The 26,492-nt window shown below is 43.0% G+C and carries 32 protein-coding genes and 1 tRNA gene; 12 read left to right on the top strand and 21 right to left on the bottom strand.

Annotated elements, in window-relative coordinates; genetic code table 11:
• Positions 1–139: 139 nt before the first annotated feature.
• From rplY to WN50_RS15940, 7 genes are all read right to left on the bottom strand, one after another.
• Positions 140–442 (bottom strand): 50S ribosomal protein L25, encoded by a 303-nt coding sequence (gene rplY / locus WN50_RS15970; protein ID WP_046279779.1) that lies wholly within the window; start codon positions 440–442, stop codon positions 140–142.
• Between the two features lie 254 nt (positions 443–696).
• On the bottom strand, positions 697–1,107 hold the full coding sequence (locus WN50_RS15965; RefSeq protein ID WP_046279778.1) for a hypothetical protein: 411 nt from the start codon (positions 1,105–1,107) through the stop codon (positions 697–699).
• On the bottom strand, positions 1,107–1,313 hold the full coding sequence (locus WN50_RS15960) for a hypothetical protein (protein ID WP_046279777.1): 207 nt from the start codon (positions 1,311–1,313) through the stop codon (positions 1,107–1,109). The genes WN50_RS15965 and WN50_RS15960 overlap by 1 nt, the downstream gene beginning before the upstream one ends.
• Before the next feature lie 13 nt (positions 1,314–1,326).
• On the bottom strand, positions 1,327–1,548 hold the full coding sequence (locus WN50_RS15955) for a hypothetical protein (protein WP_046279776.1): 222 nt from the start codon (positions 1,546–1,548) through the stop codon (positions 1,327–1,329).
• Positions 1,541–2,437 (bottom strand): AAA family ATPase, encoded by an 897-nt coding sequence (locus WN50_RS15950; RefSeq protein WP_046279775.1) that lies wholly within the window; start codon positions 2,435–2,437, stop codon positions 1,541–1,543. Before WN50_RS15950 ends, WN50_RS15955 begins: the two co-directional genes overlap by 8 nt.
• A 121-nt stretch (positions 2,438–2,558) precedes the next feature.
• The gene (locus WN50_RS15945) at positions 2,559–2,780 is read right to left on the bottom strand and encodes a hypothetical protein (RefSeq protein ID WP_046279774.1); all 222 of its coding nucleotides are present in this window, start codon (positions 2,778–2,780) and stop codon (positions 2,559–2,561) included.
• Between the two features lie 223 nt (positions 2,781–3,003).
• Positions 3,004–4,332 carry an adenylosuccinate synthase gene (locus WN50_RS15940; RefSeq protein ID WP_046279780.1) on the bottom strand — a complete coding sequence of 443 codons (1,329 nt, stop codon included), beginning with the start codon at positions 4,330–4,332 and terminating at the stop codon, positions 3,004–3,006.
• 213 nt (positions 4,333–4,545) lie between these two features.
• On the opposite strand from WN50_RS15940, the gene WN50_RS15935 reads away from it, so the two are divergent.
• Positions 4,546–5,577: an adenosine deaminase gene (locus tag WN50_RS15935; RefSeq protein WP_046279773.1), complete on the top strand. Its 1,032-nt coding sequence runs from the start codon at positions 4,546–4,548 to the stop codon at positions 5,575–5,577.
• Between the two features lie 201 nt (positions 5,578–5,778).
• Here the strand turns inward: WN50_RS15935 and WN50_RS15930 are convergent, their stop codons facing one another.
• The 7 genes from WN50_RS15930 to WN50_RS15900 all read right to left on the bottom strand — a co-directional run bounded on the left by WN50_RS15930 (position 5,779) and on the right by WN50_RS15900 (position 12,247).
• Positions 5,779–6,336, bottom strand: a complete 558-nt coding sequence (locus WN50_RS15930; RefSeq protein WP_046280310.1) for an NUDIX hydrolase — start codon at positions 6,334–6,336, stop codon at positions 5,779–5,781.
• Between the two features lie 280 nt (positions 6,337–6,616).
• A complete protein-coding gene (locus WN50_RS15925; RefSeq protein WP_046280309.1) occupies positions 6,617–7,063 on the bottom strand; it encodes an ATP-binding protein in 447 nt (148 codons plus the stop codon).
• An 8-nt stretch (positions 7,064–7,071) separates the two neighbouring features.
• Complete coding sequence (locus WN50_RS15920) at positions 7,072–8,082, bottom strand: sugar transferase (RefSeq protein WP_046280308.1); 1,011 nt, start codon at positions 8,080–8,082, stop codon at positions 7,072–7,074.
• A 308-nt stretch (positions 8,083–8,390) separates the two neighbouring features.
• Positions 8,391–9,374, bottom strand: a complete 984-nt coding sequence (gene fmt, locus WN50_RS15915) for a methionyl-tRNA formyltransferase (protein ID WP_046280307.1) — start codon at positions 9,372–9,374, stop codon at positions 8,391–8,393.
• 106 nt (positions 9,375–9,480) lie between these two features.
• Positions 9,481–10,368 carry an OmpA family protein gene (locus WN50_RS15910; protein ID WP_046280306.1) on the bottom strand — a complete coding sequence of 296 codons (888 nt, stop codon included), beginning with the start codon at positions 10,366–10,368 and terminating at the stop codon, positions 9,481–9,483.
• A gap of 224 nt (positions 10,369–10,592) precedes the next feature.
• Positions 10,593–11,645 (bottom strand): DUF4335 domain-containing protein, encoded by a 1,053-nt coding sequence (locus tag WN50_RS15905; RefSeq protein ID WP_046280305.1) that lies wholly within the window; start codon positions 11,643–11,645, stop codon positions 10,593–10,595.
• Positions 11,642–12,247, bottom strand: a complete 606-nt coding sequence (locus WN50_RS15900; RefSeq protein ID WP_046280304.1) for a DUF3038 domain-containing protein — start codon at positions 12,245–12,247, stop codon at positions 11,642–11,644. Before WN50_RS15900 ends, WN50_RS15905 begins: the two co-directional genes overlap by 4 nt.
• Positions 12,248–12,623: 376 nt before the next feature.
• Between WN50_RS15900 and WN50_RS15895 the strand changes: the two genes are divergently transcribed.
• The 3 genes from WN50_RS15895 (at position 12,624) to WN50_RS15885 (ending at position 14,702) form a co-directional block, all read left to right on the top strand.
• Entirely contained in the window at positions 12,624–13,139 is a 516-nt protein-coding gene (locus WN50_RS15895; RefSeq protein WP_046280303.1) for an adenine phosphoribosyltransferase, read from the top strand.
• Positions 13,140–13,295: 156 nt separating this feature from the next.
• Complete coding sequence (locus WN50_RS15890; RefSeq protein WP_046280302.1) at positions 13,296–14,348, top strand: ABC transporter permease; 1,053 nt, start codon at positions 13,296–13,298, stop codon at positions 14,346–14,348.
• A 72-nt stretch (positions 14,349–14,420) separates the two neighbouring features.
• Entirely contained in the window at positions 14,421–14,702 is a 282-nt protein-coding gene (locus WN50_RS15885) for a hypothetical protein (RefSeq protein ID WP_046280301.1), read from the top strand.
• 176 nt (positions 14,703–14,878) lie between these two features.
• Here the strand turns inward: WN50_RS15885 and WN50_RS15880 are convergent, their stop codons facing one another.
• The 3 genes from WN50_RS15880 to WN50_RS15870 all read right to left on the bottom strand — a co-directional run bounded on the left by WN50_RS15880 (position 14,879) and on the right by WN50_RS15870 (position 18,120).
• The gene (locus WN50_RS15880) at positions 14,879–15,772 is read right to left on the bottom strand and encodes an NF038130 family PEP-CTERM protein (RefSeq protein WP_046280300.1); all 894 of its coding nucleotides are present in this window, start codon (positions 15,770–15,772) and stop codon (positions 14,879–14,881) included.
• Between the two features lie 512 nt (positions 15,773–16,284).
• Complete coding sequence (locus WN50_RS15875) at positions 16,285–17,460, bottom strand: LL-diaminopimelate aminotransferase (RefSeq protein WP_046280299.1); 1,176 nt, start codon at positions 17,458–17,460, stop codon at positions 16,285–16,287.
• A gap of 327 nt (positions 17,461–17,787) precedes the next feature.
• The gene (locus tag WN50_RS15870; RefSeq protein ID WP_046280311.1) at positions 17,788–18,120 is read right to left on the bottom strand and encodes a thioredoxin family protein; all 333 of its coding nucleotides are present in this window, start codon (positions 18,118–18,120) and stop codon (positions 17,788–17,790) included.
• Positions 18,121–18,799: 679 nt separating this feature from the next.
• On the opposite strand from WN50_RS15870, the gene glpX reads away from it, so the two are divergent.
• Together glpX and WN50_RS15860 are read left to right on the top strand one after the other, a co-directional pair.
• The gene (gene glpX, locus WN50_RS15865; protein WP_046281764.1) at positions 18,800–19,837 is read left to right on the top strand and encodes a class II fructose-bisphosphatase; all 1,038 of its coding nucleotides are present in this window, start codon (positions 18,800–18,802) and stop codon (positions 19,835–19,837) included.
• 176 nt (positions 19,838–20,013) lie between these two features.
• Positions 20,014–21,312: a glutamyl-tRNA reductase gene (locus WN50_RS15860; RefSeq protein WP_046281765.1), complete on the top strand. Its 1,299-nt coding sequence runs from the start codon at positions 20,014–20,016 to the stop codon at positions 21,310–21,312.
• Between the two features lie 184 nt (positions 21,313–21,496).
• Here WN50_RS15860 and WN50_RS36930 read toward each other — a convergent pair whose 3' ends face one another.
• On the bottom strand, positions 21,497–21,619 hold the full coding sequence (locus WN50_RS36930; protein WP_281062889.1) for a hypothetical protein: 123 nt from the start codon (positions 21,617–21,619) through the stop codon (positions 21,497–21,499).
• Positions 21,612–22,259: a recombination mediator RecR gene (gene recR / locus WN50_RS15855; protein ID WP_425354812.1), complete on the bottom strand. Its 648-nt coding sequence runs from the start codon at positions 22,257–22,259 to the stop codon at positions 21,612–21,614. The genes WN50_RS36930 and recR overlap by 8 nt, the downstream gene beginning before the upstream one ends.
• Positions 22,260–22,796: 537 nt before the next feature.
• Here recR and WN50_RS15850 point away from each other — a divergent pair.
• The 3 genes from WN50_RS15850 (at position 22,797) to rsmD (ending at position 24,295) form a co-directional block, all read left to right on the top strand.
• A complete protein-coding gene (locus WN50_RS15850) occupies positions 22,797–23,000 on the top strand; it encodes a hypothetical protein (RefSeq protein WP_046279503.1) in 204 nt (67 codons plus the stop codon).
• Positions 23,001–23,065: 65 nt separating this feature from the next.
• Positions 23,066–23,731, top strand: a complete 666-nt coding sequence (gene hisH, locus WN50_RS15845) for an imidazole glycerol phosphate synthase subunit HisH (RefSeq protein ID WP_046279504.1) — start codon at positions 23,066–23,068, stop codon at positions 23,729–23,731.
• 15 nt (positions 23,732–23,746) lie between these two features.
• Positions 23,747–24,295: a 16S rRNA (guanine(966)-N(2))-methyltransferase RsmD gene (rsmD, locus tag WN50_RS15840; RefSeq protein ID WP_046279505.1), complete on the top strand. Its 549-nt coding sequence runs from the start codon at positions 23,747–23,749 to the stop codon at positions 24,293–24,295.
• Between the two features lie 69 nt (positions 24,296–24,364).
• Here rsmD and petG read toward each other — a convergent pair whose 3' ends face one another.
• Positions 24,365–24,478, bottom strand: a complete 114-nt coding sequence (petG, locus tag WN50_RS15835) for a cytochrome b6-f complex subunit V (RefSeq protein WP_009786821.1) — start codon at positions 24,476–24,478, stop codon at positions 24,365–24,367.
• 333 nt (positions 24,479–24,811) lie between these two features.
• Here petG and WN50_RS15830 point away from each other — a divergent pair, with 333 nt between their 5' ends.
• Both WN50_RS15830 and WN50_RS15825 read left to right on the top strand, forming a co-directional pair.
• Positions 24,812–25,120, top strand: a complete 309-nt coding sequence (locus WN50_RS15830) for a c-type cytochrome (protein ID WP_342586759.1) — start codon at positions 24,812–24,814, stop codon at positions 25,118–25,120.
• Between the two features lie 74 nt (positions 25,121–25,194).
• Positions 25,195–25,266 (top strand) — tRNA-Thr (locus WN50_RS15825).
• A gap of 550 nt (positions 25,267–25,816) precedes the next feature.
• Here the strand turns inward: WN50_RS15825 and WN50_RS36275 are convergent.
• A complete protein-coding gene (locus WN50_RS36275; protein WP_046279507.1) occupies positions 25,817–26,116 on the bottom strand; it encodes a hypothetical protein in 300 nt (99 codons plus the stop codon).
• A 123-nt stretch (positions 26,117–26,239) separates the two neighbouring features.
• On the opposite strand from WN50_RS36275, the gene WN50_RS36270 reads away from it, so the two are divergent.
• A partial coding sequence (locus tag WN50_RS36270; protein WP_049559767.1) for a hypothetical protein occupies positions 26,240–26,492 on the top strand: 253 nt, incomplete at its 3' end.

Below are 26,492 nucleotides of genomic sequence, written 5' to 3'. Positions count from 1 at the left end.
ATCAAGGGGGGATTAAGGGGGGATCAAGGGGGGATTGGAGAGGGGTTGGGGGAGAGGTTCTAAGCAAATGTTTATCGACTTTGAAACGGCCCTGCCCGATCTTCAGGGGATTGGGGAGGTTGCTGGGGGCTAGTGGAGTTCAAGCCTCTTCTTTGACTGCAAAAAAGCTAAAGTGATAAGGTAAGGGCTTCCAAGGATGAGATTGAACTTCATGGAGTACCGTTTGACCATTCCAGGATAGATGAGGAATGCTGAGTTCGATCACAGTTTTGTTGACAATTGCATTTTGCATCAACAGGATAGCCTTTTTCGCGTCTAGGGTGAGTTCAATTGACTCAGTACCCTGATGACCATACAAAACAGCAGGAATTAACCCTTCACGACGCAAGGCGTTGGGTTTGCTTCCTTCCGGGCGTTTTTGACATTCGATTGTAATTGCCATGTTTCAATAATCTCTATTAGGAGTTAACATTATAGGCTTAAGCCTGTGAGGATATGCTGCAATCACAGCGATCGCCTTTGATTTCAGACAGGCACAAACTCTTATCATATCAAAGATAGAAGATTAATTGCAAATGGCGATCGCGATCTTCGGGTCGGGTGGGTTAGGCAACAAAATTATCGGTTTCTTCGTTATGTTAATGATCGGACGCACCCGACAAGTATATGATGAGCCGATTTGTTAAAAAAACGAAGTTAATCAGTTCGATCTAAATACTGATAACTTTTATTTTCCAATAAAGCTCTAATTTCATTCAGCATATTCATTCGTGCAATGACAGGAAAACCTATATTTTTTATTTCATCCTTTGATGCCGAGCTTTTTATTGGAGTAAACTTTTCACTCTCCCCGAGAATTTTTTCCTTCAAAAAATTAATCAATTTATTACGAACATTTGCTTCTAACTCTACCAGTTTTAAGTCCTTTTCCTCATCTTCTATCTTGACTTTGATAGATTGATTATGACCAATTTTTGAAAATTCAGATTTTGCGAGATCCTGATAAAGATCATCTGCTATCTCTATAACCTCTGGTTCATTCAACTCTAGAACTTGCGAAGACTTATCTGATGTCTTTTTAATTGAGTAAAAGCTGATAGACAACATTAACCTTCCTCCTTAGCTTCAGATTCCATAAACTCTTTTTCCGGAACATTTTCAGCCCAAGCAATATTAGCTTGATCAAATAAAGCTTTGGCTTTGAGAGAAATTGTTCCTGTGGTTAAGATTGCAGTCACCGTTCCTTTATCTATAATTTTCTGCGCCTCCCCTGGATAAATATTCTTTTTCGTTTTTATTTCAAGATGTGCCATGTTTACCTCTTAACTAATTATACTTATTTTGAATCTCACGAACAATTTGTTGAACACGAGGAACATCTTCTTCATTAATAAGGAGAATATCCCCTTTCCTGTCCATTCCTGTGGTTCTTCTTGCTGAAATTCCTTCTGATTCTAGTCGCTCGATGACCCATCCAATAAACTTTTTATGTACCATTAACTTGTACATCATGCGATCTTCATCTGTTTCCCATTGCTGATCAGACATTGGATATCTCCTGATAAGTTTTAGCTAAATGTTCACCCGTTGAAAATCCTTGCTGAAAGAGTTCCAGCAATCTATCTGCAATAGAGAATTCCCCTTTCGTACATAAGACTTCAATGAATAAAATCTTGTACAAATTTTTAATATCTCCGACTGTAAACCCTCGAACCTTATAAATTTCGTAGAGTTGTATAAAATCTTCAGGCTTAAATTTATAGTTTATTTCTTGGTTTAAATAGTTTAGATAAGCTGTAAACTCATCCGGTGATAACTGAGCATTTACATGATGCTTTAATGTAAATCTGCGAACAACTGCGGTATCAACTAGATGAGGTACATTGGTTGCACCAAATACAATCAAACGTTGACTTACCGAGGGTCGTAATTGATCAAGTTCTAGCATCAATGTTGTCATCGCTCGACGAACAGCATCATGTTCTTGTTCGCGAGAACGACTCATGCAAAAAGCATCCAGTTCATCTAATAACAGAAATGCGGAGGAATCATCAGCACAAACCTGTCGTAAATCATCAAAAATTTGCGCTAAATTTCGGGAAGATTGACCGAGAGCAGGATCTAGCATTCTTCCCACATCTACTGTATAAAAATTAATCTCATTTGTAACCTCTTGCTTGAGCCGATCAAACAAGAAGTAACATAAACTGGTCTTACCTGTATTTGGTGGCCCGTAGAGGAGGACTGAGGGGGCGAGATCGTAGAACCCTAATTTTCGCAGGATTGACTTGTCAGGAGTTAATATCACTTTACAAAAGTTAAATAAAGACTTCTGTAACTCGTCTAACCCGAATAGCTTCTGCTGATCAAGGCGACTCTGAATCTCTCCATGAGTGAGTTGGAATAGTCCACTCGTTCCTTGAACAAGGCTAGGCATTGAGAGCGCCTCAATAAATTACAAGGATTAATGCTTTTATATCTTCATTCTAAAGGCTAAAATTAAGATTGGCAAATCACCTTGAAATGGTAGAGTGAGCCGGATAGCACAATTATGGATTTTATCCCAAGTTGTACACGGGAGTTTCAATAACCAGATCCGGCTGTGTTTCATTAAGAATAATTTGTTGTAAATGCTCCACAGTTGATGGAGAAAAAAACTGTTCGCCTGTTTCTTCGTTTACACGAGCGGGAACATTTTCAACTAAGAAGAACTTTCCGTTAATTTCCAGGGTGTAAGTGACTCGCTTCTCAACCCGTTGTTCTTGTTGATTACTTTTCATTCTTATCTATGCTTCCCATCTCAAATTGATCAAGGGTAGGGTGGGTCTGACAACAAAATTATCGGTTTTTTGGTTACGTTAACGCTCTGACCCACCCGACAATTATTCAAACAAATTGATCGGTTTTTTGGTTACGTTAACGCTCTGACCAACCCGACGATTAAATAAACAAAATTATCGGTATTTTCGTTACGTTAACGCTCTGACTCACCCGACAATTAAACTAAACGGGTTGACCATTAGAATCTAATAAACCCCGTTTTGGCCCGTGAATTGGGTCTTCAATAATAATCGTTTGATCGCGACTCGCACCCAGAGAAACGATCGCGATCGGCGCTTCCATAATTTCCGCGAGAAACTTCAAATAATCTAACGCTGCTTTCGGTAAATCTTCTAAATCTCGACAGTTTTCAGTTGATTTTTTCCAACCGGGTAAAGTCTCATAAATCGGTTTACATTGGGCAAATTGACGCGGATCACTGGGAAGATTTTCGCAACGTTCCCCGTCAATATCATAGGCAACACAAACTTGAATTTCGTCTAATTCATCCAAGATATCTAACTTGGTAATCGCCAAACAGTCTAACCCATTGACTCGCACCGCATACCGTCCGATCACCGCATCAAACCAACCGCAGCGCCGCTTTCTTCCGGTTGTTGTCCCAAACTCAGCCCCGCGATCGCATAATATCTCTCCCACTCCATCCACCATTTCCGTCGGGAATGGCCCCTCGCCCACACGAGTGGTATAAGCTTTCGCTACCCCGATCACCCGATCAATGACTGTTGGCCCCACACCTGCGCCCACACAAGCACCGCCGGCTATCGGGTTAGAAGAGGTTACATAGGGATAGGTGCCATGATCGAGGTCTAGAAGGGTTCCCTGCGCCCCTTCAAACAGGATATTTTCCCGACGGCGAATGGCTTCATACAACCGCAAAGAAGAATCTACCACATGAGGACGTAGGCGTTCGGCATAGCCTAAATATTCTTCAATAACTGCTTCCGCATCAAGGGGCGGTAAGTTGTACAATTTTTCTAAGACGACATTTTTGTAGCTAATCGTCCATTCGAGTTGACTTCGCAATCCTTCGGGATTCATCAGATCGATCATCCGAATACCCGTCCGTTCTGATTTGTCTGCGTAGGTCGGCCCAATACCCCGGCCCGTTGTTCCGATTTTACGGTTTCCCCGTTGTTCTTCTGAAGCCTGGTCAAACAGTCGATGATACGGCATCGTAACATGAGCCGTTTGAGAAATTTTTAGCTTGCTTGTAGAAACATTGAGGCTTTCGACTTGATCAAGTTCTTGGATCAGTACCTTCGGGTCAATCACCGTCCCGCCTGCAATGATACATTCCGTGTCGGGATACAAAATCCCCGAGGGAATCAAATGCAGTTTAAAGGTTTGACCATTGACAACAACGGTATGACCTGCATTCACACCGCCTTGGTAGCGAACCACAACATCTGCCGAACGACTCAGCAGATCGGTTATTTTACCTTTTCCTTCGTCACCCCACTGGGCACCGACCACAATTACGTTAGCCAAGGGAATTCTACGCCAAGCTTCTAGTTTACACAAATCTTGATTTTCTCACCCTGTATTATTTCTGTCAAATAATTTCTTGTCAAGCTGAAACCATTAAGTTTTGTTAAGATTAGAAGCATATCAAGAAATTCTGATAGGGCGATTCAATATCTTCTCTGTCTCGATAACCCGAGACCCAATGCTGTTCTTTGATTCAATTGAGTTAAAATTCTTATGACGTTACACGCAGAATTACATCGCCATCTAGGTGGTTCAGTTGTTCCCCGAGTTCTCTGGCGGTATTTCCGACGCCATAGTGAGGATTTAGCCCAACGCTTCCCCCAATACCCAGAGTTTGAGGAATTTTATACCAAGCCTCGTAATACTCTCGATGAGTATTTAGAACTGCATACAATGGTGGAACACGTCCAAACGGCTGAGACATTACCCTATTTTATTTATCGGTTAATGCGAGGGGCGTACACCTTTGAAAATTTGGCTTATTTAGAATTACGTTATACACCTTATTTGCGGACACCCGAACACCTCAGTCAGTCGGAACGGATAGAAGCAATGGCGCAAGTGGTGGAAATTGTCGGGAAAGCCAGCCAGTTAAACGAATATCCCATCGTTACCAGTCAAATTCTCTGTATGCACTCTCGGCTTCCCTACGAGGTGAATAAAGCCATTGTTGACTTAGCGGCACAAATGCCTCAATATGTTTGTGCAGTGGATTTAGCAGGCGGAGATGCTCATTATCGCGATCGCCTCGATGAGTTTGTCGGCTTGTACAAATATGCGCGATCACAAGGGTTAAAAACAACAGGTCATGTTTATGAAACAGCAGACGGTTGTTATCCCGAACTTCTCCCCTATTTAATGCGAATTGGTCATGGCATCCAAATTCCGTTAAAATATCCAGAATTATTAAGCGAATTAGCCAGTCAAAAGCAATGTTTAGAAGTCTGTCCGACGACTTATATTAAGACAGGAACCCTAGAAGATATCCGTCAGCTAAAAGTAGTATTTGAACGGTGTTTTGAGGCGGGAGTTGATATTGCAATCTGTACCGATAACGCCGGACTGCATAATGTGCGTTTACCGTTTGAGTATGAGAATTTGTTGACGCTGGATATCATTGATTTTCGTCAATTACAAGCCTGTCAACGAGCAGCATTTCGTCATGCCTTTGCTTGGCCTCATAACGATCCTCCGGCGGAAATGCTAACGGAATTATTGAAGCCTGAACCTTTACCCGTTAGATAATAAATAGGGAACAGGTAAAAGTCAGAAGTTCAGGAGTTCAGTAGGGGCGGGTTCCGCAAAAATTCATACTTCCCAGCAATAACTAATATAAACCCGCCCCGGAGCCTTTTGACTTCTGACCTCACGACTTCTGACTTCTTCTCAGGGGGGCGGGTTTACCTCAATCTTAGAGTAGTAGTAAAGATATTGCAGAACCCGCCCCTACATCACTGGTGAGGTGCGAATTCGTTCCCATTCTAATACCATCGCCCGACATTGAAGACAGGTTAAATCTTGGAGTAGAGCGTTAATTCCAGAGAAAGTGATGGGATAAGTTGCACCAATTTTTTCGGAAATTACCGCAGCATCAGGATGAATTTGTACAGCAAAACCGTAAAGTTTTTGATTAGAAAAAGAACTGTTAATTGCCCAACCTGTTCGGTTCAACGCCGTGAGTTTAAAAATATCTTCAGGAACAATTCCTAACTCTCGTTTTAAGATATCAGGAACCATTATTTCCGGTGTTTGATCAGGAGGAACTCGTCCTCCTGGAAAATCAAGCGTAACCTGATCTAAACCGGGGCGATAGATGGGAACGGGAAGCAAAAATTGATCAGATTTCATCGTTAAAATCACGACAGAATCCGCTTTTTCAACTCGCCAATACTCCAAATTTTTTCCTAGATCATCTTGGAAATGTTCACCAATGACGGTTAGCCAAGCTGAACGCATTTCAACAAAGCGATCTAGGCGTTTCCATTCAGATTGGCTTTCGTCCATAAAATGATTAATGAATTCTCGATTTGGGAGTTAAGAAAACTGTAATATAGCAATCAGCAGAGATCCTGTTTACAACTTCCTTGTGTTCTTTGTGTCTTGGTAATTAAATGAGGCTTTATCCTTGTAAAGATACTAGCACTCACTGCGATAACTTTCAGGGTTTAAAGTCGTCATTACTCTCAAGAACAGGGAGTGTAAATTGGATGCGACGCTTTTTTTCCTTGCTAACCGTTGTTTTTACCGTGATTAATGACCAAGAGTAGATGTCCCTGATTTAACCTTAGAAGGATTTAGAAATTCGTTTTCGCATTAACAAACAATTGCGTTCATCCTCTGTGCGAGTATAGAATAACTCATCCGTGAGTTTCTGCATAAATAGAAGTCCGCGACTTCCCTCATGGGCGAGGGGATCTGTGTGTAAATGACGAACATACTGGAGAGTCTGTTCTAAGTCAAACGGTTGACCGAGATCCCAAATTCGCATTTCAATGTAATGGGGGAAAATCGTCACTTCTAAGTCAATCGGTGTTGTGGATAAAAGGGTACGGTGAGCATGGCGAACTACATTGGTAAAGCCTTCTGTCAGAGCAATTTTGCATTGATATGACAGATCCTCAGACAAAACAGTTGAGGTTTGCTTTTCAAACCACTGTAGAATCTCATTCAGGGCATTCAGATCGGTCTGAACCTGAAGATGCGATCGCACCACAAGCGTATCATCTCCCATGAATTTGATTACATTGCACCACTATTTTTATTAAACAACACCATTATAGTTTTTATAATGAGTTGCAAGTCATAGATCAAACTCCAATTTTCTTGATATTGTAAATCCAGGCGGATAATATCTTCAAAATCCTTAACTTGAGAACGACCACTAACTTGCCATTCTCCCGTCATTCCCGGTTTGACATCCAAGCGTTGCCATTGTGGAACTTCATATCGTTCAACTTCATCTGGAGTTGGAGGACGAGTTCCCACTAAACTCATATCTCCTTTTAAAACATTCCAAAATTGAGGCAGTTCATCCAAACTGGTTCGTCGTAAAAAACGACCTACGTTGGTAATTCGGGGGTCATTTGTATTTTTAAAAATATGACCTGTGGCTTCGTTAGGAACCTCATGTTTACGCTGTTCTGCATCGGCTGTCATTGACCGAAATTTCCACATCCGGAACTTTTTTCCCATCCAACCACAACGAACTTGACCAAAGAAAATCGGCCCCGAACTATCTCGTTTAATCGCGATAATAATCGGAACCGATAAAATTGCCGTAATTCCTAATCCAACAATTGCACCGACAATATCAATCAAACGTTTCACCCAAGAACGAACCGAGGGATGAGTAACCGGAAGCTGATTGTTATTAATCGACTTATTGACTTTAAGATCAGTAGAAGCAACGGAGTCAGATTTTAACTCAATTGTTAAAACTTGATCCAGAGAGGTGAGCGAAAAAACGGCCATCACTTGAGGGCCAACATTTTTCAGAATCAACTCAATTTCTTTTTCTCTTGCGGTTTTGAGATTGCTAATTAAAGCACCGACTCCACTACTATCAATAAATGTCGTTTCATTGAAATCAAGGACTACTTTTTGGGGAGGCGGATCGGCGATTAAGAGTGCCTGACAGGTGCTTTTGAAAGCAACCGCTTCAAGGACACTCAAGCGAACGGGAAGATGAACATGAGGAATATTTTCTGGGAAGATGACTTCAAAATTGACCTGGGGGCTTTGGCTAACCATCTCAACTTTCCGCTAAGTTCTACTGCTACTCTTTTTGCTCTATCCTAGTCTAAAACAGATAGCATTGGAAAGAGAAGTTCAAAAAAAAAATAACAATAAGATTGCACCGCGATCAATTGCAAAATATGGGGGGTTAAACTCAACTGAAAAATTGCACTTCAACAACGTGGTGAAGTGAGCGTAGAAATCGACTTAAAAAACGGTTCTGAGTGATCAGTTCAAGACTGGATCGATCAGATAAAGATGTTTTTTAAATCAAGAGGCTGATTTTTGGGGAGTAGCGACCCGACCCTGCTTGTAGCTCAATTCTAACCCAAAATTTCTCCGCAAGCGATACGAGTACCATTGGCAAAGTCCCAACCCGACTGCGCCCGTTTTCCCGCGAGTTTCACTTCCTGCAATAATAATAATCCCTCACCCGTCTGTACAATTGGCCCGAATCGTTTAACAATCTGGACAATTTCTCCAGGCTTTCCCGATAACTGCGACAACCGAGGCGATTGTTGAGCCAGTTCCTGATACTCTGGGGGAAGTTCTACACCTATTGGCACCGTTGCACTAATTTTTAAATCTTTTTCTCGAAACTGAGTCCCACAGTTGGGGAAAAATCCCCTAACTTGGTGATGAAGGGCGAGTGCAGACCTTGACCAGTCTAGCTGATAATTTTCAGGTTTAATTAGAGGCGCGTAGGTGGCTTGAGTGTCATCTTGAGGGATGGGTTGAATGTCGCGGTTGTTTAACTTAATCAGGGTTTCGACTAATAAATCAGCCGTTAAACTGGATAAACGTTGAGCCAGATCAACCGCATTATCTAACAATCCTATCGGTAAAGATTGTTTCAGCAACATTGGCCCGGTATCCATTCCCACATCCATCAACATCGTGGTAATTCCGGTTTCCGTCTCACCGTTGTAAAGACACCATTGAATCGGTGCCGCGCCGCGATACTGGGGTAAAATCGAACCATGACCATTGATGCAGCCTAAACGGGGCATCTGCAAAATTTCCAACGATAAAATCTGTCCGTAGGCGACAACAACAAACGCATCAGCAGCGGCTTGTTGCAGGCTCAACAGGGTGTCTGTGTGTTTTTTAACCCGTTTCGGTTGCCAAACCGGAATTTGATGCTCTAGAGCTTTTAATTTCACCGGAGAAGGCGTTAACTGGCTGCCCCGTCCTCGTCGTTTATCCGGTTGAGTGACAACGGCTAACACTTCAAATTCCGGGTGATTAATCAACCGTTCTAAACTGGGAACCGCAAATAAAGGCGTACCAAAAAAGATGATTTTCATGGAGGCAATGGGGAATGGGGAATTCTCTAGGGGCAGGTTTAAGTCAATTGGGAGTTAGAAGCAGATATTAAGGGTAGAACCCGCCCCTACGCGCACAGGTGACTGTTTAGGGTTCAATCGCCACTTCAATCCGTCGGTTAAGCTGTTGATTGGTATTAGAATTATTTTCGACCGTTGGTTGACCTTCTCCATAGCCAATCGCGACCCAATGATACTTTAAACCCGCCGCCGTTGAAAGATAGGCAACGATCGCCTCAGCTTGTTGTAAGGACAGACTCAGATTATCTTGAGGATTACCTGTATTATCAGTGTGAGCGGCTACCCGCACGGCTGCCCCTTGATAATTTTCGAGATCCGCAATTAAAGTATCTAGAATGACACTTGCACCTGGACGCAGACTGTTCGTGTTCGTCACGAATAACACATCACTCGGAAGCGTCACCACCAAGCCTTGAGAACCCCGAAAACGGTTGGAGGAAGAGGAAGTTATCGTCGGAGTCACAGCAGGAGGCGGAGAACTACTCAGACTCAGATCCTCAGTTGATAATTGTCGGTCAATAATTTGTAGACGTTTTTCGAGGGTTTCACTGGGGCGACTAATTCCCAGTTGCGTTTCCAGGGCGGCGGTACGACCAATAAGCGTATTGAGTTGCTGTTGCAGGTCTTGGAGTTGAGTTTGCAGTTGCTGACGCTGTTGGCTATTGAGTTGAACTTGAGGTGAAATCGGAGAGGGAGAAGGGGATGAGATATTAGTCGAAAGAGGAGTTGGGGAGGTTTGAGGTTCAGAGGAACGAAAGAATAACTTTTCGACTAAGGGGGGTTGTGAACTGGTACTCGGATAAACATGAGCGATCGTCATACCGATTATCCAGGAAAAACCGCCTCCAACTCCGAGTAACAGGAGCCGAAACAAAATAGACAGCACAACAACAGAAACAGGAGTTCGAGGCTTCGGGGTGGGAATTTTTTTGGCTTGGGGAGATGATTTAGTCATCGGTCAATGTTTTGGGGTAGAAAAGGAGTAGGGGCGGGTTGAGTTTCATTGTAGGGACTATCCCTGCCGCCCATACTGATCAATTCTGGGGTAGAGAGAAGCCAGTCCAACCCGCAAGTTCTCAGAATTTTTCGGTGTGATTAAGGGTTTATCCGGTTAAGGGGACAACTTTTCGCAGTTGGAATGAGTCTCCCCCCAAAAACTCATGGGGTTGATTGTTAGAATTAGTTTTCGCTGTTCTTGTTCCAGGGTGTCACATCTAAAATACCATCAGGATTAAAAATCACTTGATAATCTGCTAAAGGTTCATCAGAAGTGCGAGTTCCGACAGGTTTATACAAAAGTTGAGACAAAGGAATTTGATCTTCTTCAGTGGAACTGACATTACTAATCGCTTTATAACCGACAATTGCACCATCGGCAGCCACACTCACCCGATAAATTAACGGTTCTGTAAAAGTGGGTTCTGCTAACCATTCTCGGTTGATTTCCTCAACCAACAACGCTTGTAGACGTTCGACTTCAACGGGATCATTAATAGACGGGGGAGAAGTCAGGCTAGACTCTAAAGACGGTTCAGGGGTTTCTGGCAGGGGAGTGGGTGAGATAGGCGGATCAGCCGAACCGCTAGCAGTAGGAGTTTCCAGGGTTTCCGTTTGGCTTTGAGATTGAGGAACAGGTTCTTCAGGACGGCGAACATCAGGAACCGGAATAAAGAATAAAGCGATCGCCGCCACTGCTATACTAGATACACCAATCGCCGCAGGTAAGGCCCGTTCAGTCAGGGGTTTTTCAGCTTTGAGGGTGTTTCTCGAGAGGGGGCGCAACTGCAAGGATAGCTCAGGTAAAGTGCGCGAATCTGCAAAAAATTGATCAACAGCTTCTACAAGGTCAAACAGTTGTACCGTATTCAAATCAACTTGTTGGGTTGAGGCGTTCGGTGTGGATGGTTCTGTATTGTTAGAATAATCAACCACTAACCGATGCAAATTTTCATCAATTCTTTGCATTTGGACAATCTCCTTCTGACCATTTGTAGACTCAGGTAAGGAGATGCCACTGAGAAAGCCTTGAGCGTATTGACTAACTTGTTTGACCAAACTCTCAAAAAAATCTCGTCCGCCCGTTAGGGGTTGAGGATGACCCACAAAATGACATTCAGCGTTCATCAGCAGCGAGATGGGAGGGCGTTTGTCGTTGGGGCTGCTGCTACCATCACTTAAGCCTTGTAAAATCAGCTTGCAGTTGGGCAAACTGTACTGACGTTCTATTGTCATTCTATTTCTCCATCAAACAAACTAATCCAAAATCTTTGCATTCCGGCAGTGCCAGTACAAAATAGCAATTTTCTCAACAAGTCCATCGCCAGAGCATCTAACTTCTCATTAGAACTATAAGCCATCACACCCGCTCGACGTGGATTCATACGGCTGCGAAAGTGGGCGCGAAAGCGTTCAAGATAACTCGACAGTTGTAAGTTCTGTTCAATCGGCTTTTGCTTCTTTTTCATCTGTTCGTAGTCCATCAATAACTGACGAATCCGAACGGTTAATCTCCGCCCCAAACTACAGATAATCACAACTAACGCTTTGGCTTCTGAAAGACTCAATGGGCGTCGCTGACTGTTACGGCGTAGAGGGTTCGTGCTGCGGAGTTGCCACAATACCACCCTATTTTTAATAATATCTTGCAGTTCGAGTTGGGGGATCAACGCCAACATATGTTCAGAACCGCCGAGATATAATGCTTCAATTGCCAGCAACATCAGATCGATTTGCAAACGGGTACGACGAGGACATCCTTTATCGGAGAGCGGAAAATCCGGTAAGCTGTCCAAAATGATCGGGGTTGAGGGAGTGGTGGTACTTTCTACTTGCATTTACACTTACGGTTAACGAAATTCACGACAGACGGGCAATGGCTAGAGAAGAATATAACTTTAAAGAACAGGAGATCATTTAGGGATACCCGCAATTTTTATAATCTATTCTGATCCGAATTGGTTTCGATCAACTCTCAATGAGCATTTTGACATTTTCTCAACTAGGGATACACCGCTAAATGACTTGCTGCAATTTAGCAATGTATACTGCTAAACTCTGTAATCTTCTAGTGTAGGATTTTTGAGGCGTCTGTTCGCCTGCTCGTTCGCCCCCGTGACCCCCAAATGGGGGTATGGCTTACAAAACTCGAGCCAAAATACCCACAAGTTTAAACCGTGGGAAGATCAACCACTACACCTATCCTAACGATTTATGGATCTCAAGTCTCTGATTCGTGATATTCCAGATTTTCCTCAGCCGGGAATTGTCTTCCGGGATATTACAACTTTGTTGTCTCATCCTGAAGGTTTACGGTATACCATTGACCAATTGACCGAAAAATCCTCATCCCTCTCTCCAGATTACATCGTCGGTATGGAGTCTCGGGGCTTTTTATTTGGGGTTCCTCTGGCTTATCAGTTGGGAATTGGGTTTGTCCCGGTTCGCAAGCCGAAAAAGTTGCCTGCGCCTGTCTATGCCGTTGAATATCAGTTAGAGTATGGCAAGGATCGCCTGGAAATGCACCAAGATGCCATGTTGCCGGGGAGTCGGGTATTAATTGTTGATGATTTGATTGCCACAGGCGGTACCGCCCAAGCTACGGTTCAATTAGTGGAAAAAGCGGGCTGCGAAGTGGTGGGTTTGGCTTTTATTATTGAGTTAATCGCCCTAGCCGGACGACAAAATTTGCCCGATGTACCGATTGTGAGTTTATTACAATACGAGTAGTTCACCATCGGATGAGGGATACCCATTCCCAAAATGTTTGCTAAAAATTGATGAATTTCCTCGTCGCAACAAAATCGGAAATGGGTAAGACTTCTAACTTTTCTGTAGACGTTGCCTACAACGTCTCTACTTTTTACTTTTGAATTGATAGTTGCAATGACCAGTGAAACTTTTACTCAAGTCGGAAAGCGCTTTTGGGATTCTATTCAATCGTTATTTGCCAATGACACTTTTGCTTATATTACCAAGCGACTTGTACAGGCTGCTATTACTCTCCTCTTAGCCTCAGCGCTTTGTTTTACCATTACTCAGCTTGCACCTGGCAATTTCTTAGATAAATATGAGAATATGCCGCAAATTTCCCAAGAAACGATTGAACAACTCCGAGAACAGTTTGGTTTAGATAAACCTGCGGTTCAACAATATTGGATTTGGTTAAAACAAATTCTGACTCAAGGAGATTTTGGCTTTAGTTTTGAGAACCGTAGACCCGTTTCTGAGTTATTATGGGAACGAGTTCCACCCACGTTATTACTGGCAATTTCCTCTCTGATAGTGACTTGGGCGATTGCCATTCCTCTGGGAATTATTGCCGCCGTTCATCAAAATAAAAGGCTAGATCGAGTTTTGCAAGTCGTTAGTTATACAGGTCAAGGATTCCCCGCGTTTATCACGGCTTTATTATTACTCTATCTGGCTCAAAATACTTCTCCTTTATTTCCCATTGGCGGAATGACAAGCATTGATTTTCCAGATCTTTCTTTAGGTGGGAAAATTGCCGATTTAGCATGGCATATGATCTTACCGACTATTGCTTTAAGTATCACCAGTTTTGCGGGTTTACAACGATTAATGCGCGGACAATTATTGGATGTATTGCGTCAAGACTACATTCAAACTGCACGCGCAAAAGGACTTCCCGAAAATCGTGTGATTTATGTTCATGCTTTGCGAAATGCGATTAATCCTTTAATTACGCTACTCGGTTTTGAGTTTGCGGGTTTATTAGGCGGTGCTTTTATTACCGAAAACTTCTTTAATTGGCCGGGACTGGGTAAACTGGTTTTACAAGCCGTTAGACAGCAAGATTTGTATTTGGTGATGGCGAGTTTGATGATGGGTGCGGTGATGTTAATTATTGGGAATCTTTTGGCGGATTTGCTGCTGAAAGTTGTTGATCCGCGCATTAAGTTAGAAAATCTAAAATAGGAAAATAAACTCTAAAGTTAGATTTTTCTGCTCATTTGAACCTTTCTTGAAAGTTGGAAAACAGGAATTTAAATGTATTCTCAGATTTATTATCTTCTGCGTTCAAAAATCGATGGTCAATATGTTACCGCTCGACCAAACCCCGATTCTGTTCAAGGCTTTTTGTTGATTTTTTCTGAAGATTTTGAGGCGTTGAGTTATCTTAATAAACACGCTTGGGATGTGGCTGATCGTTTTAGTGTAGAATCGATTTCGGGTTCTCAACTCAAAGCAATTTTACAACGTTGGGGTTTCACGGGAGTGGGAATGGTTAAAGATTCAACAGGGCCAAGGATTGAATTTATGGAGTTATAGCAGTGAGTGCTGGTATATTGACTAGGATAAAGCCTCATTTAACCACAAAGGCACAAAGAACATAAAGAAGTTGTAAACACGCTCTCTGCTGATTGCTAAAACTCCGATTTCCGATAAAAAAAAGGGAGCTGTTTAGCTCCCCCCATGACTCAGACTATAAACAAAAATTGTAAAATTTAAGCTTTTTTGGAGTTGCGTTTTGCAGCAGCAAACAGTCCACCCACAGCCATTAAGCCTAACATTGTAGAGGGTTCAGGAACCGCAGCCGGGGGTTTTTCAATTACACCCTGGAGAGAAACTTCGTAGTTTCCGTTATGAGAAACGCCATCCGATACTTCTTTTAGACCCGTTGCTGTTGCTACAGTACCAAAAAGAAGCTGTTCTACACCACCATAGTTAACCTTAACTGCTTCACTCAATTGGAAGTTATCATTCAGAGCAAAGGCATACTCTCCAAGTTGTGAACCGTATTGTGTCTTAAGATTCATGTGACCTGCTAAACCAAGCATCAAGTCGCTACCATTATCTGTAACGTAGGAAATGTTGGGGTCACTGGAAGCTTGGAACAAGTTGTTGGTTAAGAACGCATTGTAGAGTTGTTCTTTTTTTGAAGAGAGCTGATTTGTCATAGTTAGCATCGACTTAACACTGCTTTTAACTGCTGCATCAAAGAACGCATTGAAATATGTGTTAGCAAAGTTGTTTGTACCATATTTAGTATTGAGATCTGCACCAAACCAGTCTGTAGCTGTTAAGCTGCTGATGGTTAAATCTTTACCTTGGTAGCTTCCTGAGATAGAGGTAACAGAGTTAGATTCTTTGAATTGCTGTAGTGTTAGTTTTTCACTACCTGCAAATAGTTCTACATTTCCTGTCGGGCTGCTGCTATCACCCATGAGGAGTTCGTTAACATTAGCACTAGGATCAGCGTAAGTATTAGTGGCGTTAGAGTTATACAGTATATAATCACTACCGTTGATTTGAAATGCTGCTTGAGCAGGAGCTACAACTGCGCTCATTCCAACGACAACTGAAGCACCTACGACAAATTTATTGATTAATCCAGACATGATTTAGTTCTCCTGAGTGTTAAAAGTGTGTTATCGGGGTTAACTTTTGAGGTGATGATGATTCTGTTTTAACCTAGATTTTTCTAGTTTATTTGTGATTCATGTCACCTGATTCTGTGAGAAATATGTGATTTTTTAGAGATGACCCATAAGAGATGGTAGGAAGAGCTTGCTAGCCTTTAAACCTAGATGATTAATCATCTGTTTTACTTCTTTCTTTTGATTAGCCTTTTCTGTCTACGCCCATTATAAACAGACTTGAACGGGAAAATCTATAAATCTTCGATGAATTTATTATAGCCTGTGTAAAGGTAAATTAAATCCGTAGAATCAACTAAATTTACTTTAAAAAAAATCTCAGTATATTTACGGAGAAGTGAAAAAATAGCTCATTTATTATTTTAAAGTCTCGTAAAAACTCTGATGACTTGCTTGAATTGGGGAATAAAAACCCGGTAACTTTGTCGCGCACCGGGTTTTTAGAGTGTAGACTCAGACTGAGATGGGAAAAGTTAGCCCGATTTTTGGAGAAACTCAGCGATTCTCTCTACGGCTTGGGTTAAAATCTCAGGGGGACGAACCAACGCAAAACGAACATATCCTTCTCCTGACTTCCCAAACCCCACACCGGGAGAAATTGCAACGCCAGTTTGTTCGACAAGCTGAGTACAGAAGTGAACCGAGTCTTGACTCCAAGGTTCAGGTAACTTCGCCCAGACATATAATGTTGCTGGGGGTGTGGGAATAGTCCAGCCGATATCCTGCATGGCTTGAACAAATACATCCCGTCGCTGTCGGAAGGTGTCAACAGTGTGTTTGATCAACTCCTGGGGTTCTTCTAAAGCGGTAATCGCCCCGTTGAGAATCCCCCGATATTGGTTAAAATCAACTACAGCTTTTACCTGTCGTAACGCTTGGATCACTTGAGAATTGCCAATGGCGTAGGCGATGCGAAAGCCCCCCATATTGTAGGACTTAGAGAAGGTAAAAAATTCGATAGATACCGTTTTTTTGCGATCGGCTTGAAAAATAGAAGGCGGGAGATTTTCCCCAAACACAAAGTCAGCGTAGGGAAAATCATGGACAAGAATTAAATCATGTCTCTGACAAAACTCAACGGCTTTCTGAAAAAACGACAACGGGGCGATCGCTGTTGTGGGATTATGAGGATAACTCAAAATCATCATTCGGGCTTGAGTTAAAACGGCTTCAGGAATGTCTTCAAATATAGGTAAAAAGCCATTTTCTGCTAACATCGGCATGGTGTAAATTTGACCCCCAGCCAAACAAACACCGCCAAAATGAGAAGGATAACCGGGATCTTGTAACAGTGCAAAATCTCCAGGGTTCAGGATCGCTAAGGGTAAATGGGCGGTTCCTTCTTGACAACCAATTAACGGTAAGACTTCGGTTTCAGGATCAGCAGAAATGCCATATTTGCGGGTGTACCAGTTGGCTACAGCTTCTCGGAAGGCTTGGGTACTGTGAAATAAGGCATAACCGTGAGTGCTAGTATCAGAAATAGAGTCTCGGATACGATCTAAAATACGATCGGCAACCGGGAGATCAGAGGAACCCAGAGAGAGATCAATTAAATCTCGTTGGGTGGCTAACGCTTTGGCTTTGGCGCGATCCATATCCGCAAAAACGTTAGATTGCAGAAGTTGTAAACGCTGGGAAAACTGCATAGCCGTCAGGAGTTTATTTTCAATTGATTTTCAACAATTTGTACAAAAATTATTCAATTCGACTTCGGGAATTCTGCATCATACCAATTCTCTATGAAGTTGCATCTAATTGCTCCCCCCAGCCCCTTCAAAAGATGCTATCCCCCCCTTGATGCCCTCTAAAAAAGGGGGTGGGACTTAGTTGCACTATTCAAGAGAAACGGTATCAGTTCTCAGAAAAAAAAACAGAACGGGTAAAGTTTAACTAAAGGCTAGATTTCCTCAAACCTATAGCAACTGCGTTCACCCGTCCTCACTCAGAAAGTCTTGGTTTGACACTTTCTGCGATTAGGAATTTTTGCTGTTCTCAAGTTCTTGTTCAACCCATTTTAGTAAATTTTCTTTGGTGATCGCTCCCTCGTGGGATGCAATCATTTGTTGATCTTTAAAGAACCTCAGAGCGGGTAAACCTTCTACTTTGCAGGTTTTAACTGCATTGGGATTGACCTCTACTTCTAGCTTAACAACCTTCAAGCGATCGCCATAGGTTTGAGCAATAGCTTCAATAGAAGGCGACACCAGTCTACACGGGCCACACCAAGTCGCCCAAAAGTAAGCTAAAACAGGCTGTTCAGCACTCAGGACTTCGGTTTCAAAATCGGAATCTTGAATAACAATCACGAGAAACCTCCGGGAGTTTGGAAGCCCCGTGTCTTTTGACCGGGGAGGAAAAACGACACGAGCGGTTAAAACCGCCTGTATAAAAAAATTAATGGGGGTATGGTTGCCCCCAACACCCATTTCTGGGGTAATGTTTGCCTCGCCAATGTTATCGGTCGGTACTTTCCACAACACACTGTCTTACCCCTCGTAGGACTGTTTAATGCTGTGGTTCATGAGCCTTCGACTGGCAAGCATCTCAGGGTAGGAACGTTAACTCTCACCGATAACGTAGTCCTCAAGGGACTTAGGCTGGTCAGCTACCTAAAAAGAGAAGCATGATGCCCCGTCTCTTTAGAGCGGGGTGCTGACGGTATTGCTCATGGTTTTTTTGTACTGACATTGCCCATCAGCAGGGAGCATAGGAAGAAACAGTTCAGCAGGAGATAAGGTTTCGGTGCTGCCGAATTATGCTGAAGTTGAGTTAGCTTTGCTATCTTTTACATTAAACCAAAATCAGAATGTTCATTCAAACGGCTCTTGAGGTTAGCGGAGACAGAGGACAAGAAGAACAAAGAAGCAAAACTTAACACAAACCATCGGCTAGAGAATGTCAAGCCGATCCCTGCCTCTGATAGACTTTAACACTGGGAGTGCCTAATCGAATCCGGCAAGCTCAGATGTTGGGAGGATAAAATTCGTGGATAATGTCATTGGTTTAGAGATCATCGAAGTCGTTGAACAGGCAGCGATCGCCTCGGCTCGATGGATGGGTAAAGGAGAAAAAAATACTGCCGACCAAGTGGCTGTCGAAGCAATGCGGAAGCGCATGAACCAGATTCACATGAGAGGCCGCATTGTGATCGGGGAAGGGGAACGGGATGAGGCACCGATGCTCTATATTGGTGAGGAAGTTGGCATTTGTACTCAAGAAAATGCTTCGAGCTTTTGCGATCCCAGCCAACTACTAGAAATCGATATTGCAGTTGACCCCTGTGAAGGCACAAACCTAGTCGCCTACGGTCAAAATGGTTCAATGGCGGTTTTAGCCATTTCTGAAAAAGGCGGTCTATTTGCGGCACCTGACTTTTACATGAAGAAGTTAGCAGCCCCGGCTGTGGCGAAAAATCATGTTGATATTCGCAAATCAGCTACCGAAAACCTGAAAATTCTCTCAGACTGCATGAGCCGCAGTGTTGAAGAAATGGTGGTTGTGGTGATGGATCGTCCTCGTCACAAGGATTTAATTAACGAAATTCGTGCTGCTGGGGCGCGAGTTCGACTGATTAGTGATGGTGATGTTTCTGCGGCGATTTCTTGTGCCTTCTCAGGAACGAATATTCATGCGTTGATGGGAATTGGTGCGGCACCTGAAGGGGTGATTTCTGCGGCAGCGATGCGCTGTTTAGGGGGTCATTTCCAAGGACAACTGATTTATGATCCCGAAGTGGTCGGAACAGGTTTAATCGGAGAAAGCAAAGAAAGCAATTTAGAACGCTTAAAATCAATGGGAATTAACGACCCTGATCGCGTTTACAATGCTGAAGAGTTGGCTTCCGGTGAAACGGTGTTGTTTGCTGCCTGTGGAATTACTCCCGGAACGCTGATGGAAGGGGTTCGCTTCTTCCACGGTGGCGCACGGACTCAGAGTTTGGTTATTTCTTCTCAGTCTATGACTGCTCGGTTTGTCGATACAATCCATATGTTCGATCAACCGAAATCTCTACAGCTACACTAAAGGTAGAGGAGTAAGGAATGGGGAACTGAACTTGAAAAACTTGATCAGTAATTCCCCATTTCTCGATCAGGGTGAGTTTGAGACTGATCTCGGACTATCTAGAATTGATGATCACGATGTTCAGTCCGCCCTCAAAGCAAGTTACTAACAAAAAAAAATTAACAAACAACGGTTTTATGAATATTGCAGTTGTAGGTTTAAGTCACAAAACGGCTCCCGTTGATGTTCGAGAAAAACTGAGTATTCCAGAACCACAAATCGAAAGTGCGATCGCTCATTTGTTGAGTTATCCTCATATTGAGGAAGTGGCTGTTCTTAGCACTTGTAACCGCATGGAAATTTATGTGGTGGCTTCGGAAACTCAACCGGGTATTCGAGAAGTGACTCAGTTTTTGTCAGAATTAAGCAAGTTACCCTTACAACAATTGCGTCCTCATTTATTTACTTTGCTCCATGAAGATGCAATTATGCACTTGATGCGAGTTTCGGCGGGTTTGGATAGTTTAGTTTTAGGTGAAGGTCAGATTCTGGCGCAAGTTAAACAAACTCACAAACTCGGTCAACGTTATCAAGGTATTGGTCAAATTCTCAACCGCTTATTTAAACAAGCGATTACCGCCGGAAAACGGGTGCGTACCGAAACGAATATTGGCACAGGTGCAGTTTCCATTAGTTCGGCAGCCGTAGAACTGGTACAAATGAAATTAGAAGATCTCCGGGGCTATCGGGTTGCGATTATTGGGGCGGGTAAAATGTCGCGCTTATTAGTGCAGCATTTACTGTCAAAAGGCGCGACTCAAATTGCTATTGTTAACCGTTCTCTACAACGGGCGGAAGAATTAGCGAGTCAGTTTCGAGAGGCTGATTTACAATTGCTTCCGTTGTCAGAAATGATGAAGGCAATTTCTGAATCTGATATTGTTTTTACCAGTACAGGTGCAACGGAACCGATTTTAGATCGCGCTAAATTAGAAGCAGCTTTAGACCCTGATAAACCCTTGATGGTGGTTGATATTTCAGTTCCGCGTAATGTGGCGGCGGATGTCAGTGAATTGCCGAATATTCGAGCATTTAATGTCGATGATCTCAAAGCGGTTGTCGCTCAAAATCACGAAACTCGCCGTCAAATGGCTCAAGAAGCTGAAGTTTTACTCGAAGAAGAAGTTGAGGCGTTTGATGTCTGGTGGCGGAGTTTAGAAACCGTGCCAATTATTAGTTGTTTAAGACAAAAAATTGAAGGCATTCGAGAACAAGAATTAGAAAAAGCGTTGTCTCGTTTAGGTTCAGAATTTGCCGAAAAACATCAAGAAGTAATTGAAGCCTTAACCCGAGGAATTGTCAATAAAATTCTTCATGATCCGATGGTACAACTGCGGGCGCAGCAAGATATTGAAGCCCGACGTCGAGCGATGGCTACTTTGGAAATGTTGTTTAATCTCGAATCAGAAACCTCTTCTAGCGAACTTTTTAGCTAGTCAATTCTTGTCAATTGCCTCTAGGCATTTTCTGAGATTAAATTCTTTGAAAATAGGTGATCGCGTTAACGTTGGGAGAAGCAAAACACTCTAAATTTTAGGATAAAGTTAGGGATTTTGTTGGTTCTAATGTTGGCGCGATTGCACTTTAAATTCTGCCAGCTTGAAGGCTGACTTAACAGCCTTATGGGGTATAAATCCCCACCGTCTGCACGTCCATAATGAATTGGGGCGCACGAATCCCCAACCCATTGATTCTGACTTCTAACTCCTGACTCGGTGACTCGGTGACTCCTTCTTCAATCAAATTCTCGTCTTCCTTCTAACGCACGAGCGAGAGTAATTTCATCGGCATATTCTAAATCTCCACCCATTGGTAAACCAAACGCAATGCGTGTTACCCGAGTAAAGGGTTTAAGAAGTTGTCCAACATATAACGTTGTGGTTTCGCCTTCTACACTCGGACTAATGGCAATAATTACCTCTTTTATTTTGTTTTGACTAACCCGCCGCACTAACGGTTCAATCGTTAATTGTTCTGGCCCAATACCATCCATCGGCGAAATAACACCCCCTAAAACATGATATTTTCCCCGATATTCTCGGGTTTTTTCAATCGCAATTACATCCCGAGAATCACTCACCACACAGATCGTTTCATTATCTCGTTGGGGGTTGCGACAAATCTCACAAATGGGTTCAGCCGATAAATGAAAACAGACTTTACACAAGCCTACCTGTTTTTTCGCATCTAACAAAGCTTGGGCGAGCGCTTCAACTTCTGTATCAGAACGTTTAATAATATACATCGCCAGACGTTGAGCGGTTTTAGGGCCAACTCCAGGAAGGCGTTGCAATTGTTCAATCAAACGAGCCAGGGGACGTGTATAAACCGTTGGACTGCCTCCAATACTAATATATTCTAACTCGTCAAATGCCCCACCCACAAGGGGATGTGGCTTGCAACTAGACCACTTCGGATCTGTCGCATAGGGGTAATTGACTGTAAGAAAGTCTCTCCGTCTGACTAGCAGTAGAGAGAAGAAGTTTCTGTTCTTCCCACTCCTGGGGCATCCCTCACACTCATCGGGGCTGGTCTTTGACCACTTCTATCGTCACGGACAAACCACTTTTTCCTGTTCTCCAACATACCAAGTTGCAGTCAAGAAATGTCTAGTCTGGTGATAGGTATTCGTATTGTACCAGAGACTCTGGCTCGCTTACATCCCCGCCCACTCTTGGGACGGGGTTTTACGCTCGAGCAATAAATTGTAACGGTTTAATGATCCGCTTGAGGATTTCAAGATAATCCGTAAAAATACGGTCAGCAAAACCCTTGTTTTTTCGTCATCTCCGTAAACATACGGATAAAGATCACAACTTAGACTGACAAAATTCACAAAACACTCAACTCACCTATCACAGAACATATCGAGCGATCGCGAGATGATAGAGATTGTTAACCCAGAAATTGCAGTTGAGCCATGTTAGCTGAAACATCTACCTCTACTCTCTCCCTCGAAGCCATCATCAAGCGGGTTCTCACCTTCCGCCAAATTACCCCCCTAGACTACCAACTCCTCAAGTCTGCTATCCTCTCAGAACAATCCTTCTCCCCGACGACTCAAATTTATCTCGATCAACTGTTTGAAAGCCTCCAACGCGGGTCAATTTGGATCGTCCCTTAAGATTTTCCGCCTCAAAAAAGACGTACAATAATAGGGGTATTCGCAAGATAAGGAGCGCGAGTTGAATGGCGGTGATCGCAGTAATCGACTATGACATGGGAAATCTTCACTCCGCCTGTAAAGGTTTAGAAAAAGCAGGGGCTATCCCAAAAATTACGGATTCTCCTGCGGAAATTCAACAAGCCGATGCAGTGGTTTTACCGGGAGTTGGATCATTTGACCCCGCCATGCGACACTTGAGATCCCGTCATCTCGTCGAACCCATTCAAAAGGTAATTGCGTCGGGAGTTCCCTTTTTAGGAATATGTCTCGGTTTGCAAATTTTGTTTGAAAACTCAGAAGAAGGAACCGAAGCCGGAATTGGCATTTTTTCGGGAACTGTGCGACGGTTTCAGTCAGAACCCGGACTGACAATTCCTCACATGGGATGGAATCAACTGCAATTGACTCAACCCCATCTTGCTTTGTGGAAAAATATCGATGAAAATCCTTGGGTGTACTTCGTTCACTCCTATTATGTTGCACCCACAGACCCGCAAATTATAGCCGCTACCATTACTCACGGAAGCCAAACTGTAACCGCCGCAGTCGCTCATCAAAACGTCATGGCGGTACAATTTCACCCCGAAAAATCTTCAACGGCTGGACTACAAATGTTGAGTAATTTTGTAGAGTTTGTCAACCGTAAATCTGCTCAAAAATCACCCGTCAGTGCAAGTTCTCAGCATTAATTTGTTGGTTGTGCCATGAGTTTGAGAATATACGGCAATCGCCCTCTAAAAACCTTACCCGGACAACAAACTCGTCCTACCCTTGCCAGAGTTCGAGAAGCGGTATTTAATATCTGGCAAAACAGCATCACAGGTTGTGACTGGTTAGATTTGTGTGCGGGGAGTGGTTCAATGGGGGCTGAGGCCCTGTGTCGTGGGGCATCACGGGCAATTGCGATCGAACAATCAAGCCCAGCCTGTCAGATTATCCGCCAAAATTGGCAACAGGTAGCCACTTCCAATCAAACTTTTGAGGTAATTCGGGGTGATGTATTAGGACGACTGAAAACCTTAGCCGGACAGCAATTTCACCGCATTTACTTCGATCCGCCCTATGCGAGTGATTTGTATCAACCCGTTATCGAAGCGATCGCCAACTATCAACTCCTCACCCCCGATGGTGAAGTCGCCGTCGAACATGATCCGAAACGATGGACGGTTAAACCCGTATTGGGGTTACAAGTCTGTCGGGAGAAAGTTTATGGAAATACTGCCCTGACGTTTTATTGTGTCTCAGATGTTTGAGAAAACGAGCAACGTGATCAAAGTAGGGACAAAGGCGTGATTTTTGTATTCCTTGTCCCCACTGCTCTTTTACCCGTTTAACTGATTGCCTCGGCGATATTGCTGATAAGCCGCAAAGAACAATCCAGCTAGGGTAACAGTTACCAGACCGAGTACAATACCTGAAAGTAAAGGTTCTACCATGTTAACTCTCCTTAATGTGATGAGAAGATCGTAATCTTAATTAATATCGCATATTACTGGTGAGTCGCAATCTTTCAATTGCTCAATTTGACTCCCGCCCCACATCTTCATCAAAGTTGACAAAAATACTCAATTATCTCTAGAGTTAAACTCCTTTGTGATCATGGATTTCCAATTTGGGATTGATAACTCGCTCTGACTGCATTAAGCTATTTAATACGTAAAGTTTTTTGTAGATATTTCTCGAAATATCAGGAAGCATTGAATAATCAGCTTGCTAACATTGAAATCCCAGTCCTGCTCAGACGAGTGTCCCTATTCGCCGTAGGGATTATGTTGCTCATTCTGCTGTGGCTATTCGGGTTAAACATGATTCATGTTTCTGATCCCTATGTTGAGCAAGTTTTATCCCTAGATGGAGATCCGATTAAAGGTCATGCGATCTTTCAAATGAATTGTGCAGGCTGTCATGTCCAAAAAGCAACCGATCAAGTCGGGCCAAGCTTGCAAGACCTTTCTCAACGGAAATCACCAGTCGGTATCATTCAGCAAGTGATTAGTGGTGAAACGCCTCCGATGCCCCAATTTCAGCCCAGTCCTCAAGAAATGGCTGATCTACTCAGTTATTTAGAAAAACTGTGAACCTAGCTAAAAAAAGTAGCGCGAGTTTGACTTTTTTTGCTATAATTGGTAAAGTCAAGAAACTGACAAGCTTTGCTGGCGTAGCACAACGGTAGTGCATCCGACTTGTAATCGGAAGGTTGTGGGTTCAAATCCGACCGCCAGCTTTAATTAGAGGCACTTTCAGACAATACAGCTTAACCACTTTGGAGTGAGTTTGGAGTGAATTTGGAGTGATGACAGAATTCACTCCATTTAGAGTAACTATCTATTGAAGTGGAGAGGGAAAGCCAGATTCTAATTACAAATCTAGAAATTATGTGGAACTGTGGAACAGTAATGTTATATCTCTTACTCTGTAAGGATTTGATTGTGTTCCACATACTGTTCCACTATACTGATTTGGTGTTCCAGAGGAACGCTTACCAGTAAAGGAGGTAAACCACAGTATGAGTAAGCAAAGGTTCTACTTTCATGGAGATAAAAGAGGAACTGAGTATTATTGCTGTCGCTGTGACGCTTTTGTTGACTCCCGTCATGATCATCTTTTTGACTGGGAGTATTTTAAGCGTTGTAGAAAGGCTGATAAGAAGCTCTTGAAAGCTTTTAGTTATAAATGGTTTAGACCTTCACAGGCTCCAAGTTGGTATGACTAGCCCACAAAAAACACCCCTCAACAGAAGGGTGCTTAACCTCTATGCTTAACTCTCAATTTTTCTACTGTCTCAGCTCTACTGTCTTTCTAACTGACTGATCTGTTGCCTCATCACTGAGAAAGGAGATAGGTAGGGGTTGAATCAGTCGGTAGTGTGGGACTGAAAAATAACCTGTTGCTGATTGCTTGAGTTGACCGGATGAGATAAAACTTGCATCTACCAGTTCCCTTAAAAGTTTCTTGGTTGAGCTGGCTGACTCACCCCGATTGAGAACGTCTTTTAGAAGGAATGGGCGATCGCTAAACTTTTTCTGAACCATCACCAACAATCCGAAGGCGGCGTAACTTAAATCTTTCAACATGGCCAATGATATTTTAGTCTAGTCTATCTGCTAGTAGGGTGTAGACACCAGTAAACAGGTAGTGTAGACACTGTAGACACCTACCGTATACACTGTAGACAGGTAGTGTAGACAGGTGTATACATGGCAAGTGAAATGATTAGCTTTAGACTCTCAAACAGTGACTTGGACTGGCTTAGAGAGCAATGTCAACCCGGTGAAAGTCTCAACCTTGCAGCTAAGAGACTGCTACTGTCCATCCATCAAGGTGTAGACACCCCTGTTAACAGTCTTGTAGACACTGTAGACACCTCTGTTAACAGTTCTGTAGACACTGTAGACACCCCTGATATAAGAGAGGAATTAGAACAGCTACAAACAAGACTGGATGAACGTT

The sequence above is a fragment of the Limnoraphis robusta CS-951 genome, assembly GCF_000972705.2.
This window is presented reverse-complemented; position numbering and strand designations above follow the sequence as displayed.